The sequence below is a fragment of the Thermomonas sp. HDW16 genome, assembly GCF_011302915.1.
Lineage (GTDB): Bacteria > Pseudomonadota > Gammaproteobacteria > Xanthomonadales > Xanthomonadaceae > Thermomonas.
In genome coordinates this window covers 1,866,916-1,879,624 of sequence record NZ_CP049872.1, presented here as the reverse complement: position 1 = coordinate 1,879,624, position 12,709 = coordinate 1,866,916, and the positions used below count along the sequence as shown (strand labels likewise).

General features: G+C 65.2%; 13 protein-coding genes. 7 read left to right on the top strand and 6 right to left on the bottom strand.

Going from position 1 to position 12,709, the window contains the following annotated elements; all coding sequences use genetic code 11:
* The first annotated feature begins 156 nt into the window (after positions 1 to 156).
* Positions 157 to 1,305: an SDR family oxidoreductase gene (locus tag G7079_RS08720; protein ID WP_166056934.1), complete on the top strand. Its 1,149-nt coding sequence runs from the start codon at positions 157 to 159 to the stop codon at positions 1,303 to 1,305.
* On the opposite strand, the gene G7079_RS08715 is transcribed toward G7079_RS08720, so the two are convergent.
* Both G7079_RS08715 and G7079_RS08710 read right to left on the bottom strand, forming a co-directional pair.
* On the bottom strand, positions 1,302 to 2,336 hold the full coding sequence (locus G7079_RS08715; protein ID WP_166056933.1) for a sensor domain-containing diguanylate cyclase: 1,035 nt from the start codon (positions 2,334 to 2,336) through the stop codon (positions 1,302 to 1,304). The genes G7079_RS08720 and G7079_RS08715 overlap by 4 nt on opposite strands.
* Positions 2,337 to 2,378: 42 nt before the next feature.
* Positions 2,379 to 3,461, bottom strand: a complete 1,083-nt coding sequence (locus G7079_RS08710) for a diguanylate cyclase (protein ID WP_166056932.1) — start codon at positions 3,459 to 3,461, stop codon at positions 2,379 to 2,381.
* Between the two features lie 111 nt (positions 3,462 to 3,572).
* Between G7079_RS08710 and G7079_RS08705 the strand changes: the two genes are divergently transcribed.
* Entirely contained in the window at positions 3,573 to 3,839 is a 267-nt protein-coding gene (locus tag G7079_RS08705; RefSeq protein ID WP_166056931.1) for a DksA/TraR family C4-type zinc finger protein, read from the top strand.
* 65 nt (positions 3,840 to 3,904) lie between these two features.
* Here G7079_RS08705 and G7079_RS08700 read toward each other — a convergent pair whose 3' ends face one another.
* Complete coding sequence (locus G7079_RS08700) at positions 3,905 to 5,161, bottom strand: hypothetical protein (protein ID WP_166056930.1); 1,257 nt, start codon at positions 5,159 to 5,161, stop codon at positions 3,905 to 3,907.
* A 251-nt stretch (positions 5,162 to 5,412) separates the two neighbouring features.
* On the opposite strand from G7079_RS08700, the gene G7079_RS08695 reads away from it, so the two are divergent.
* Positions 5,413 to 5,838 carry a hypothetical protein gene (locus tag G7079_RS08695; RefSeq protein ID WP_166056929.1) on the top strand — a complete coding sequence of 142 codons (426 nt, stop codon included), beginning with the start codon at positions 5,413 to 5,415 and terminating at the stop codon, positions 5,836 to 5,838.
* 112 nt (positions 5,839 to 5,950) lie between these two features.
* A complete protein-coding gene (locus G7079_RS08690) occupies positions 5,951 to 7,702 on the top strand; it encodes a M1 family metallopeptidase (protein WP_166056928.1) in 1,752 nt (583 codons plus the stop codon).
* A 3-nt stretch (positions 7,703 to 7,705) separates the two neighbouring features.
* On the opposite strand, the gene G7079_RS08685 is transcribed toward G7079_RS08690, so the two are convergent.
* The gene (locus G7079_RS08685; RefSeq protein WP_166056927.1) at positions 7,706 to 8,953 is read right to left on the bottom strand and encodes a TIGR03862 family flavoprotein; all 1,248 of its coding nucleotides are present in this window, start codon (positions 8,951 to 8,953) and stop codon (positions 7,706 to 7,708) included.
* Positions 8,954 to 9,006: 53 nt separating this feature from the next.
* On the opposite strand from G7079_RS08685, the gene G7079_RS08680 reads away from it, so the two are divergent.
* The 3 genes from G7079_RS08680 to G7079_RS08670 are packed head-to-tail and all read left to right on the top strand — an operon-like array spanning position 9,007 to position 10,724.
* Positions 9,007 to 9,786 (top strand): dimethylargininase, encoded by a 780-nt coding sequence (locus G7079_RS08680; RefSeq protein WP_166056926.1) that lies wholly within the window; start codon positions 9,007 to 9,009, stop codon positions 9,784 to 9,786.
* On the top strand, positions 9,783 to 10,538 hold the full coding sequence (locus G7079_RS08675; RefSeq protein ID WP_166056924.1) for a sulfurtransferase: 756 nt from the start codon (positions 9,783 to 9,785) through the stop codon (positions 10,536 to 10,538). The genes G7079_RS08680 and G7079_RS08675 overlap by 4 nt, the downstream gene beginning before the upstream one ends.
* A 30-nt stretch (positions 10,539 to 10,568) precedes the next feature.
* Complete coding sequence (locus tag G7079_RS08670; protein WP_166056923.1) at positions 10,569 to 10,724, top strand: hypothetical protein; 156 nt, start codon at positions 10,569 to 10,571, stop codon at positions 10,722 to 10,724.
* A 1-nt stretch (position 10,725) separates the two neighbouring features.
* On the opposite strand, the gene G7079_RS08665 is transcribed toward G7079_RS08670, so the two are convergent.
* Both G7079_RS08665 and G7079_RS08660 read right to left on the bottom strand, forming a co-directional pair.
* The gene (locus G7079_RS08665; protein ID WP_166056922.1) at positions 10,726 to 11,919 is read right to left on the bottom strand and encodes an NAD(P)/FAD-dependent oxidoreductase; all 1,194 of its coding nucleotides are present in this window, start codon (positions 11,917 to 11,919) and stop codon (positions 10,726 to 10,728) included.
* 4 nt (positions 11,920 to 11,923) lie between these two features.
* Positions 11,924 to 12,679 (bottom strand): gamma-glutamyl-gamma-aminobutyrate hydrolase family protein, encoded by a 756-nt coding sequence (locus G7079_RS08660; RefSeq protein WP_166056921.1) that lies wholly within the window; start codon positions 12,677 to 12,679, stop codon positions 11,924 to 11,926.
* Between the last annotated feature and the right edge of the window lie 30 nt (positions 12,680 to 12,709).

Here is a 12,709-nt window from a genome sequence, read left to right as displayed (position 1 = left end):
AGGTCTGTGCGATGCACGCTACGCCTTGTAGAACAGATTGTCTAGAAAAATTTGTCTAGAAATCGCCACCCCTGACGTGAGTGCCCCCGACTTCCGACATACGCGCCGTTAACTGGGCACTGGCAGAGTGGGCCACGACCATCATCGGGGATCCGCATGCACACCACCCGCCGCGACCTGCTCAAGCTCGGCGCACTGGCGACTGCCGCCGCTGCGCTGCCGTCCATCGCCGCTGCCGGGGCAACGCCGGCTGCAGTCGGCAAGGCAGCCAAACCGCTGAATATCCTGATCCTCGGCGGCACCGGCTTCACCGGCCCGTTCCAGGTCAATTACGCACTGGCGCGCGGACACAAGGTGACCTTGTTCAACCGCGGCAAGCGACCGTCGCCGGAATGGCCCGGCGAGGTGGAACAACTCCATGGCGACCGCAATACCGGCGACCTGAAGTCGTTGCAGGGGCGCAAGTGGGATGTCTGCATCGACAACCCGACCAGCCTGCCGTTCTGGGTGCGCGATGCAGCGAAGGTACTGAAGGGCAACGTCGGCCAGTACCTGTTCATCTCGACGATCTCGGTCTATGCCGATGGCAGCAAGCACGGCATCGACGAGAACTCGCCGCTGGCCGTGTACAAGGGCAAGGATGCGATGGCGGAAACGCAGGCCAACCTGATGGCCGACATCGAGAACCTGTACGGCCCGCTGAAGGCGCTGAGCGAAGCCGAGGTGCGCAAGCACTACGGCGAACGCAGCACGATCGTGCGGCCGGGCTACATCGTCGGCCCGCGTGACGAGACCGACCGTTTCACCTATTGGCCGTTGCGTGTCGCGCAAGGTGGCGAAATGCTGGTGCCGGGCGATGGCCAGGATCCGATCCAGGTCATCGATGGCCGTGACCTTGGCGAATGGATGATCCGCCTCGCCGAAGCCAAGACGTACGGCACCTTCAACGCAGTCGGCCCGGATTACACGCTGACCACCGACGCGATGATCTACGGCTGCCAGGCGGTCACCGCGAATGGCGTGCAGCTGACTCATGTCTCGCCGCAATTCGTGGACGAGCAGAAGGTCGAGCTGCCGATCTGGGTACCGCGCGCGGACAATCCGTATGCGGGCTACGGCACGGTGAGCAATGCGCGTGCGTTGGCGGCTGGCATGACCCTGCGTCCATTGGCGACCACGGTGGCCGACCTGCTCGCGTGGTTCCACGCACTACCGGCCGAGCGCCAGGCCAAGCCGCGCGCCGGCATCACCCGCGAGAAGGAAGCCGAATTGCTGGCGCTGTGGAAGGCGCGCAAGACCGGTTAACCCGGACGGTCGATCTTGCGCAGCCGCTTGATTGAATACATCGCGGCATCCGCCAACGCCAGCACGGCGTCCACATCGTGCTGGTCGGCAGGCGCAAGGATCGTGCCGATGCTGGGGCCGGCGTAGTCGATGGCGGTGCCTTCGCTCAGTTCGAAACGGCCGCGGGTGGCGTCGTGCAGGCGTTTCTGCAAGGCAGCCAATGCCGCTTCGCCTTCCTCCGGCGGCACGCTGGCCAGCACCACGAACTCGTCGCCGCCCAGCCGTGCGCAGTAATCGCCGGCGCGCGCGGCATGCACGAGCGCATGGCCGACCAGCACCAGCATGCGGTCGCCGGCTTCGTGGCCGTGCTGGTCGTTGATCGCCTTGAAACCGTCCAGGTCGATGAAGGCGACCAAGAGCGCGTTGTGGTTGCGTTCGCTGCGCGCCAGTCGCCTGGCCAGCTCGCTCATCAATGCGCGCCGGTTGGGCAGGCCGGTGGCCGGATCGGTCAACGCGCTCAACGCCAGCGCCCGATTCGCCTGGCGCAGTTCCTGCAGCAGTCGTTCGCGCTCGACCTGCTGGCCGATCAGCAGCGAGAACATGCGCAGCACGCGTTCGGCATCGACGGTCATCGGCTTGCGAGCGCTGCTGGCCGCGCACAGGGTGCCGTACAGGCGCCCGTCCTGGCCATGGATCGGGGTGCTGGCATAGGTGGCGATGCCCAATGCGCGTGCGGCATCGGAATCGCCCCATACCGCCGGCACGTCGTCCACGTACACCCGCTCCTGTTCGAGCGCGCGTTTGCACAGGGTGTCTTGCCAGGTCGCGGTCAGTCCTTCCGGGATCTGCAGGTCGCGGGTGTTGCGCGCATACAGGATGCGCTGCAGGCCGGCGTCCTCATCGATCGACGTCATGTAGGTCGATTCCAGGCCCGTCACTGCCTCCAGCATTTCCAGCAGCGGGCGCACCAGCGTTTCCAGCGAGTCGGCATCGCTGATGGAATCCGACAGACGGGCGATGAAGTCGCGTCGGGTGGTCGTTTCGTCTTTCATGCCCGGATTCTGGCCGGTACTGGATGAAGCTCCTGCATGTGGTCAGGCATGGACATCCAGTCTGGCGGCAACGCGGTTACGCCCGGCCGCCTTGGCCCGGTAGAGCGCGCGGTCGGCGGCTTCCATCCAGCCGCGCAGGTCGGCATCGGCCGTTGCAGGTTCGGCGATGCCGATGCTGACCGAGCATTGCAGCGGCGGCTTGCGCGGGAATTGCAGGGTATCCACGCCCTTGCGGATGCGTTCGGCAATGGAGTGCGCTTCGAACAGGGCAACCGGCACGGCGATGGCGAACTCATCGCCGCCCACGCGGCCAGCATGGCTGCCGTCCGGGATGACGGCGCGGATCACGCCGGCGATGCCGCGCAGCACGTCGTCGCCGGTGGCATGACCGTGTTGGTCGTTGATGCTCTTGAACCAATCGACATCGACCAACAGCATGCTTGCCGATGCGCCGGTACTGGCATGGTGATCGAACAGGGTGCCTACCTGCTCTTGCCAATGGCCACGGCTCTCCAGTCCGGTCAGGCTGTCGTGGCGGCGGAGCTCGTCCAGCCGCGCGTTCTGCTTCTGCACTTTACGGATCAGTTGGTAGCCGCTGGCGCTGACCGCAAGCGTATGGATGATCATGATCGGTAGGCAGGCCAGCAACACCGGCGTGCTGGTGGGATAGCGCACGGCGAATCCGTTGACTGCGCCCATCGCGAGCAGGGCGAGGAACATGCCGGGCAACGCCCGCAACCACAGCCCGCGCACGCCGGCGTTGATCTTGTCGGCGGTGCTCACGGTCATCAGCATGACCGACGGCAGCAGGTTGAATTGCATCAGCGGCACCAGGCTGCCGGCGAGCATGGAGTCCACCATCAGGTTGCGGATTTCCACGCGCGCGGGATCCTTGCCGCGCGCCGCAGACAGGTACGCCAGGTGCGGCCAGAGCAGGCAACAGCAGATGGCCCAGGCCCAGCTCGGCCAAGCGGCATGAAGTTCGGTCAATACGGCTGCAATGGGCAGCAAGCCCAGGCCCATGCCAAGCGTGCGGAACCGATAGACGCGCCTGTGCAGGTCGCGCAGACGCGATGATGCGTCACCGATGTCGTTGCGCGGGGCTTTGTTCCGGATTGCTGGCACCCAGCGGCTCCCCGTGGCATTCACGCAAGTGTGGGGCACTGGCCGGATCCTTGCCACACCCGTGACGTGGGCGGTGCTAGGGTTGCGGCCGGGTCATGAGGAGGACTAGCCATGGCAACCGGATGGGCCGGCGACGGCGCAGTTCAAGACCAGATCGATGCCACGGTGAAGGATGCGATCAAACGCGCGCGCAGGCAATTGCCCAGCGGGCCCGGACTCACGCATTGCGAGGAATGCGATGCGCCGATTCCCGAGGCGCGCCGCAAAGCGATGCCGGGTGTGCGCCTGTGCGTACCCTGCCAGGAAGCGCACGATCTCGAGGCCGGCGCCGCCAGCGGCTACAACCGCCGCGGCAGCAAGGACAGCCAGCTGCGCTGAGCACGTGCCGGAAAGAAAACGCCCGGCGCGGAAGCCGGGCGTCTGGACCGCGACGACGCTGGTGATCAGTAGGTCTGGAACCCCAGGATCGCACTGAGGATGACCGGCAGGATCACCGCATAACCGTTGTCGTAGCGGCCGTACTGGTTGCGGCTGTAGTAGCCGTCGCGATAGCCGCGCTCGAAGCCTTGGCGGAAGTAGTAGCGGTAGTCGTTGCGGTTCACGTAATAGCCGTTGTAGCCGAACGTGCCGTCCATGTAGCCGTAGTTGTTGCTGTAGTCGAAGCGCCAGCGATCCATGCGGTCGGCGCGGCCTGCGTAATAGCCTTCCTGGTAGCCATCGCTGACGGCCTGGCGGAGCAGGTTGGCGCCGTACTGGTTGGTGTTGTACCAGTTGCCGCCGTAGCCATAGCGATAGTTGGAGGCGGTGTAGTAGTACGGGTCGTTGTAGTAGTCGTAACGCGATGCGTTCCAGCGCGACTGCTGGGCCAGCCAGCGGCGGTAGTAGTCCTGCTGGTAGCGGTACTGGGCGTTGCGGCGTTGGCGCTCGAGTTCGCGGTTGCGCTGCTCCAGCTGGTTGCGTCGCGAGGCTTCATGGCGTTGCCAGTCCATTGCCTGGCGGCGCTGATCCTGGATGCGACGTTCCTGCTGTTCGCGCGAGACGTGATTGTCGCGGTCGTCATTGCGCCGGTCGTCGTTGCGCCAGTCCTGCCTGCGGTCGTCGCGGCGAGCGTTGTCGCGGTCGCGGCGTTCCTCGCGGCCGCGGGCTTCGGCAATGACACGCTCGCTGGCGGTTTGCCCGCTGGAATGCCGTTGTTCGGCCTGGCGCTGAATGGCTTCGCGACGTTGGTCGGCGATGCGTCGGCTCATCTCTTCGCGCTGGCGGGACTGCTCGATGATCTGTTCGTTGCGGGCGCGGCTGCGTTCGGCATCGGCGTTGCGGAATTGCGCCTGGCGCTCGGCCTGGTCGCGGCGTTGCTGCTCGATGCGTTCGCCCATCTGCTCGCGTTGGCGCGATCGTTCGACGGCCACACTCTCGCGGTGCTGCTCTTGCTGTTGGCGCTGCGCGTCGCCCCAATGCTCGTGCCGTTGGGGTTCATTGCTGCGCTCCTGGCGTGGCTGGGTGCGCGGCTGCTCGCGCTGCGGTTGCGGGGCGCGTTGTTCTGCACGCTGGTCGCGTTGTTCCTTGCGTGCGGCGCGGCGGTCGTTCTTGTCGCCATCGTCGTCGTGCTGCTGCGCGAACGCAGGTGCGACGCTGCCCACCGCAATCAGGGTGCCCAGCAACGTGGTGGTCAGGATGCGGGTGGCGGGAAGGTGGTTCATCTTGCTTGTCTCCTCGGGGCGCGACCCATTCGTGCCCGATGCATGCAGTTAGCGGCTGCATGGATGAATCGATGCTGAGGTTTTCCGTTGTTGCAGGCCGGTGGTGAAATCCTGCAAGCATCCATTCAGATTCCTGTTCGCCATGCGCCGGTGGCTGAGCGAAACCCCAACGACATCGTTCCCGCAGTCAACTTCACGGGCCCGGCACCAGTTGTTGAAAGGGCGCATCCCGCGCGACAGGAGCCAGGGACATGAAAGCCAGGACATTGCTCATTGCTGCATTGCTGACGCTTGGCGTTGCAGGCACCGCAGGCGCGCGCGATCGCCGCCACGACCACGACAACAATCCGCCCGGCCGTGCTGGCGGCCCTGGCACCAATTGGGAAAACCCGCCGGGCTGGCGTGGCGGGCTAGGCAAGTCGCCGGATTACCGCGACTGGCGCAACCAGGGACATGCCTATCGTTTCAACCGCGTCGCCGCCGGGTACTACTTCAGTCCAAGCTACGGATACTGGCACCCGCAATATGGTTTCTGGAACCAGGCCAAGCGCTGCTGGTTGGATAACGACCGCAACCCGCCGGGTCGTGCGGGCGGACGGGGCACCAATTGGGAGAATCCGCCCGGTTGGCGAGGTGGCCCCGGTGCATCACCGGATCGCTTCGGCCGTTGCCGCTGACCGCAAACGATGAAGCCCGGCAACGCCGGGCTTCATGCGCCGTGACAAACGGCAGGCACCGATGCCGGTGCAGTCGTGCGAGAGTTGAGGTTCGCCTACCTGGATCGCCGTCATGCCCGTCGCCCGTTGCCTGCTTGCCGTCGTAATCGCGTCTGCCACCTTGGTTGCGCAAGCCGCACAAGCCGAACAACCCGCACTGACCGAAACCACCGCCGCCAGCGGTTTGCCGCGTGCGCCAGAGCAGGAGGCCGTAACCTTCGAGCGGGCCGACCTTTCGTTCAAGGTCGATCCGGCGCGCAAATGGCTGGACGGCGATGCGAAGCTGACCTTCCTCGCCGACCAACCCATTGGCAAGCTGGTCGTCGATCTCGACCGCAACTACACGATCGACCTGGTTGAACTGGATGGGCAGGCCGTCGACGCCGCCCACTGGCGCAATCCGGAAGGGCGAATGACGGTGGACTTGCCGAAGGCGCTGGCCGCGGGTGCTCGCGCGACCTTGCGCATCCGCTATGCCGGAAACCCGCATGTAGCGGACAAGGCGCCGTGGGATGGCGGTTTCGTCTGGGCCACGGCGCCAACCGGCGAACCGTGGATCGCCACCGCCGTGCAGGGCGAGGGCTGCGACCTGTTGTGGCCGTGCATCGACCACCCGCAGGGCGAGCCACTGGAAGTCGTGCAGCACATCACCGTGCCTGCGCCGCTGGTGGCCGCCGGCAACGGGATCGCCATCGGCGTGGACGAAAAGGATGGTTGGAGCACCTACCACTGGCGGGCGAAGCAACCGGATACCTATGCCATCGCCCTCAACATCGGCCCGTACGAACTGCTGCAGGGCGATTACGCGTCGCGCTACGGCAACACCATTCCGCTGCGCTTCTGGTACCTGAAAGGCAACAAGGCCAAGGCAGAAGGCCTGTTCGCCGAATTTGCACCGATGCTGGATTTCTTCGAAGAGGTGATCGGCCCGTATCCGTTCGCCGACGAGAAGATGGGCGTGGTGGAGACCCCGCACCTGGGCATGGAACACCAGACCATCAATGCCTATGGTAACGAGTACAAGAAGGCCGATGCCGGCTACGACTGGCTGCTGCAGCACGAATTCGCCCACGAGTGGTTCGGCAACCAGCTGACCAACGTGGACTGGGACGACCTGTGGCTGCACGAGGGTTTCGGTACGTACATGCAGCCGCTGTACCTGCAATGGCTGCGTGGCGACATGGAATACATGGCGGCGCTGATGAAGATGCGCGCGGCGCTGGTCAACGAATACCCGGTGGTGACTGGTCATGCGATGACCGAGCACGACGTCTCCAAGAAGGAACGCGGCCCCGGCAACGACGTGTACTACAAAGGCGCGCTGATGCTGCACACCCTGCGCGGGCTGATCGGCGATGAAGCGTTCTTCCGCTCCACCCGCGAGCTGGTCTACGGCACCGCCACGCCGCGCGCCGGCAATTTCAAGCCACGTTACGCATCCACCAATGACTTTATCGACATCGTCGATCGCATCACCGGCAAGGACTACCGCTGGTTTTTCGATGTCTACCTGCGTTCGGCGAAGCTGCCGGAATTGCTGGCCACGCGCGACGCGAACGGGCTGTCGTTGCGCTGGAAGACGCAGGGCGGCAAGCCGTTCCCGCTGCCGGTGCAGGTGCGCGTGGGTCGACAGGTGGTGGATGTGCCGATGGCAGGTGGCCGCGGCCACGTGAACCTGCCGACAGGCGCGACTTACACGCTGGATCCGCATTCGCACGTGCTGCGCGAACTGCCGCATATCAGCGAATTCCAGAAGGATACGGCGGATCGCGCGAAGGCCGCGATGGAGAAGGCCAGGGCCGAGGCGGCGAAGAAGACGCCGTGAGGATCAGCGGGTTGCCTGCAACCAGCGCACGGCACCGTTGCCGGCACGCAGCCCGCTGGCGAAGCAGGCGGTGAGCAGGTAGCCGCCGGTCTGGGCTTCCCAGTCCAGCATTTCCCCGGCACAGAACACACCGGGCAATCCATGCAACATCAGTGCGCCGTCCAGTGCCTCCAGCCGCACGCCTCCGGCGGTGGAAATGGTTTCCGCCATCGGTCGCGGACGCAGCAGGCGCAGCGGCAGGCGCTTGAGGGTAGCGGCGACACGGGTCATGTCCTGCAGCGCGGGCTTGTCGAGCACTTCGTGCAGCAGCGCAACCTTGGCACCATCGATGCTGGCCTGCCGGCGCAGGTGTTCGCCCAGGCTGCGACCTTTGCGCGGGTTTTCGAGGTCGCGCTGCAACCTTTCGAACACGCGGCCAGGCACGAGGTCGAGGTGCAATGTGGTTTCACGATCGCGTGTGATCGCATCGCGTAGGTCGGCGGCGATGGCGTAGATGAGGCTGCCCTCGATGCCGCCTTCGGTCAGCACGCACTCGCCTTGCAATGCCTGTTCAATGCCATGCGCATCGCGCCAATACGCGACCACCGGCTTCAGCGGCGCACCGGCGTGCTTTTTCGAAAGGAATTCGCTCCAGCCGATGTCGAAACCGCAATTGGCCGGCTGCAGCGGGGCGATGTCGATGCCGCGCGTGACCAACGTTTCCACCCACGCACCATCGGAGCCCAGCTGCGGCCAGCTGCCGCCACCCACTGCGAGCACCACCGCATCCGCGACGAACGCGGTTTCGCCATCCTCCGTGGAAAAGCGCAGCGCGCCGGCCTCATCCCAGCCCAGCCAACGGTGATGGACGTGGAAGTGCACACCGGCATCGCGCAGCCGGTGCACCCAGGCGCGCAGCAACGGCGCGGCCTTGCGATCCATCGGGAACACGCGGCCCGAGCTGCCGACATAGGTTTCGATGCCGAAACCGCGCGCCCAGTCGCGCAACCCGTCGGCATCCAACGCATCCAGCCAGGCGCCGACTTCGCGTGCACGCTCGCGGAAGCGCGCATCGAACGCGGGCCGCGGCTCGGAGTGGGTGAGGTTGAGCCCGCCCTTGCCGGCGATCAGGAACTTGCGGCCCACCGAGCCCTTGGCCTCGAACAGATGCACTTCGATCCCCGCCGCGCATGCAACTTCCGCAGCCATCAGGCCGGCAGGGCCGCCGCCGATCACGGCGAGGCGAGGTTGGGGGCAGGCAGGCGTGGACATGCGCACATGATCCCATGCGCGGCTACGTGTGATGGCCCGCTTACAATGACGCGATGTGGACCGCCATTACCCGTGACGTCAGCCCGGCGCTGGCCGATTGCGAACTCTCGTTCGTCGACCGCACCCCCATCAACGTTGCCCGCGCACAGGCGCAACACGAAGCGTATTGCCATGCGCTGGAGTCGCTTGGCTGCAAGGTGATCCGCTTGCCTGCAGAGCCGGCCTACCCGGATTCGGTATTCGTGGAAGACGTGGCGCTGGCCTTCGATGAAGTTTCCATTGCCACTCGTCCGGGCGCGGCATCGCGCCGGGATGAAGGCGCGGCAGTGCTGGACGCGCTGAGCCGTTTCCGCCCGGTGCTGCGGATCGAAGCGCCCGGCACGCTGGACGGCGGTGATGTATTGCGCATCGGCAAGCGGGTGTTCGTCGGCATCTCCGCGCGCAGCAACGAAGCGGGCAGAGCACAGTTGCGCACGTTGTTGGCGCCCTATGGCTACACGGTCGAAGGCATAGCGACTCGCAACTGCCTGCACCTGAAATCGGCGGTGACCCAAGTGGCCGAGGACGCAGTGCTGGTGAATCCGAAGTGGTTGGTGGATGCCGCATCGTTTGCCGACTATCGACGGATCGAAGTCGATTCCGTCGAGGGACATGCCGCCAATGCGGTGCGCATCGGCGAGGCGTTGCTGTATCCGGACTGTTTCCCGCGCACGCTGGAACGCCTGCGCGAAGCCGGTATTGCCGTCACCACGGTCGATGTATCCGAATTGCAGAAAGCCGAAGGCGCGGTGACCTGTTGCAGCGTGTTGTTCCGCACCGAGGGCGCGGCATGATCCTCAATATCGCCGCCTACCTGTTCGTGGCCATCGACGATGCCGATGCGCTGGCTGCACTCATTCGCGAACGCGCCGAAGCGGATGCCCTGCGCGGCAGCGTGCTGGTCACGCCCGAAGGCCTCAACCTGTTTTTGGCGGGCGCGGAAACGCCGCTGCGCGGCTTCCTCGACTGGCTGCGCGAAGACCCGCGCTTCGCATCGCTGTACGCCAAGGAAAGTTGGAGCGAAACGCTGCCGTTCGCGAAGCTGAAGGTGAAGCGCAAGGACGAGGTCATCGCGTTCCGCCGCGAGCATGCTTCGCCGCTCGACACCGGCGAACGCGCGCCGGCAGTGGAACCCGCGACACTGCAACGCTGGATCGCGCAGGGCTATCGGGATGATTCCGGCAAGCGGCTGGTGCTGCTGGATACCCGCAACCGCGAAGAGTTCGGCTTCGGCACGTTCAAGGATGCGTTGACCCTGTCCATCGACAATTTCACCGAACTGCCCGAAGCACTGGCACCGCATCGCGACGCACTGCGCGACGCCACCGTGGTCAGTTTCTGCACCGGCGGCATCCGCTGCGAAAAGGCCGCGCTGTGGCTGCGGCACGACGGCATGGACAACTTGCTGCAACTCGACGGTGGGATCCTGGGTTATTTCGAGCAGGTTGGCGGTGCCGGTTACGACGGTCGCTGCTTCGTGTTCGATGAGCGCGTCGCGCTGGATCCGCAGCTCAAGCCGCTGGCCGACGGCGAGCCGGTCGCCTAAGCTGCACGCAACTCCAACGGGGAACGACACATGAGCTGGCTCGGCATCGTCATCGTCATCATCGGCATCTGGCTGGCGCTCAAGGTCGCCGGCGTGTTCTTCAAGTTGTTGCTGTGGCTGGTGGTCGCATTGGCCGCCTGGTGGTTCATCGCCCCCTATTTGGGCGTGCCGTTCAGTCCGTTCTGAATCAGGACGCGATCGCGGCTCCGGCTGCATGGCCGCTGGCCCAGGCCCACTGGAAGTTGTAGCCGCCCAGCCAGCCGGTGACATCGACGACCTCGCCGATGAAATACAGGCCCGGCACATGGCGCGACATCATCGTGCTGGATGACAGTCCATCGGTATCCACACCGCCCAGCGTGACTTCGGCGGTGCGGTAGCCCTCGGTGCCGCTGGCGACCAGCGGCCATGACGCCAACAGTTCGGCGATGCCGCGCAGCTCCGGCGCGTTGTATTGGCGCAACGGCTTGCTGACGATCCAGTGTTCGCACAGGCGCTGGGCGAAACGCTTGGGCAGCACTTCGCCGAGCAGGGTTTTCAGTTCGGCATCGCGGCGGGTGGCTTGCCATTCGCGGAACAGAGTGTCGATGTCGATGCCGGGCAACAGATTCAGGCGCAGGTCATCGCCGGGTTGCCAGTAGCTGGAAATCTGCAGGATCGATGGCCCGCTGATGCCGCGATGGGTGACCAGCATGAAATTGCGGAAGCTCGCGCCGTTGCAGCGCGCTTCCACCGGCAGCGACACACCGGCGAGCTCCTGCAGGCGCTCGGCATGCTTGCCGGTCAGCGTGAGCGGCACCAGGCCGGCGCGCGTCGGCAGCACCTCGTGGCCGAACTGTTTCGCAAGCTGGTAGCCGAAGCCACTGGCGCCCATGCTCGGGATCGACAGGCCGCCGCTGGCGACGACAAGCGCCTTTGCCGAAAACGATCCTTGCGACGTACGCAGTCGGAAATCCCCGCCATCGCCATGCACGACCTGTTCGATGCTGCACAGCGTGCGCACTTCGACGCCAGCCGCCGCGCATTCGTCCAGCAGCAACTTGACGATCAGCTTGGAGGATTCGTCGCAGAACAGCTGGCCGAGTTCCTTCTCGTGGTACTTGATGCCGTGGCGTTCGACCAGCTCGATGAACTGCCAGGGTGTGTACCGCGCCAGCGCCGATTTGCAGAAATGCGGATTGGCCGACAGGTACTGAGCGGGCGTTGTGCCGGTATTGGTGAAATTGCAGCGCCCGCCGCCGGACATCAGGATCTTCTTGCCCACCTTGTTGGCATGGTCGAGCACCAGCACGCGCAGGCCGCGTTGGCCGGCGGTGATCGCGCACATCAGGCCGGCGGCGCCGGCGCCGATCACGATGGCGTCGTAGTGTCGCTCGCTCATGCGTTCACGCCCACTCGCGCGAGGGCAAGGTGTAGCGGCGTTCGGGGCGGCCGACCAGGTCGAGGAAATTGTTGAACACGGCATCGGCCTGCTGCTGCATGGTCGCGATGTGTTGCCGGGTCTGTTCGCGGATTGCGTGCTCGTCATGCGGCAGGCCGGAATCCGCCAGTTCCTCGCGATAGGCCGGATTCGCCAGCCAGCGCTCGACCAGGCGTTCGTCCATTTCCAGATGGAACTGGAAACCGTAGGCATTGTCGCCGTAGCGGAAGGCCTGCTGTTCGCATTGTGGGCTGCGCGCGAGGTGCACGGCATCCTTCGGGATATCGAAGCGGCAGCCGTGCCACTGGAACACAGGCGTTTCCGCTTGCAGCGGCGCCAGCACCGGATCGGTCAGGCCATCAGTGGTTTTCTGCAACGGATACCAGCCGATTTCAGGCTGATCGTTGCGCTGCACCGGTGCACCCAGCACATGCGCCAGCAGCTGCGCGCCCAGGCAAATACCCAGCACTGGCTTGCCCTGTTCCAGCATGCGTTCGATGGCGCGCATCTCGTTCATCAGGTGCGCGCGTTGCGGGTGGTCTTCCACGTTCATCGGTCCGCCCAGCACGATCAGCCCGCGGTAGCGGTCCGTATTGAGCTGGGCGTCCGGATGCCGCTCGAAATTCTTGAAGCGGATCCGGTGCCCGCGACGACGAATCAGCGGGTCGAGCGTGCCCAGCGGTTCGGCGGCGACGTGTTGGAAGACGAGGAGGCGCGACATGCAGCGACTATGCCAAAAGCCGTCGCGTTA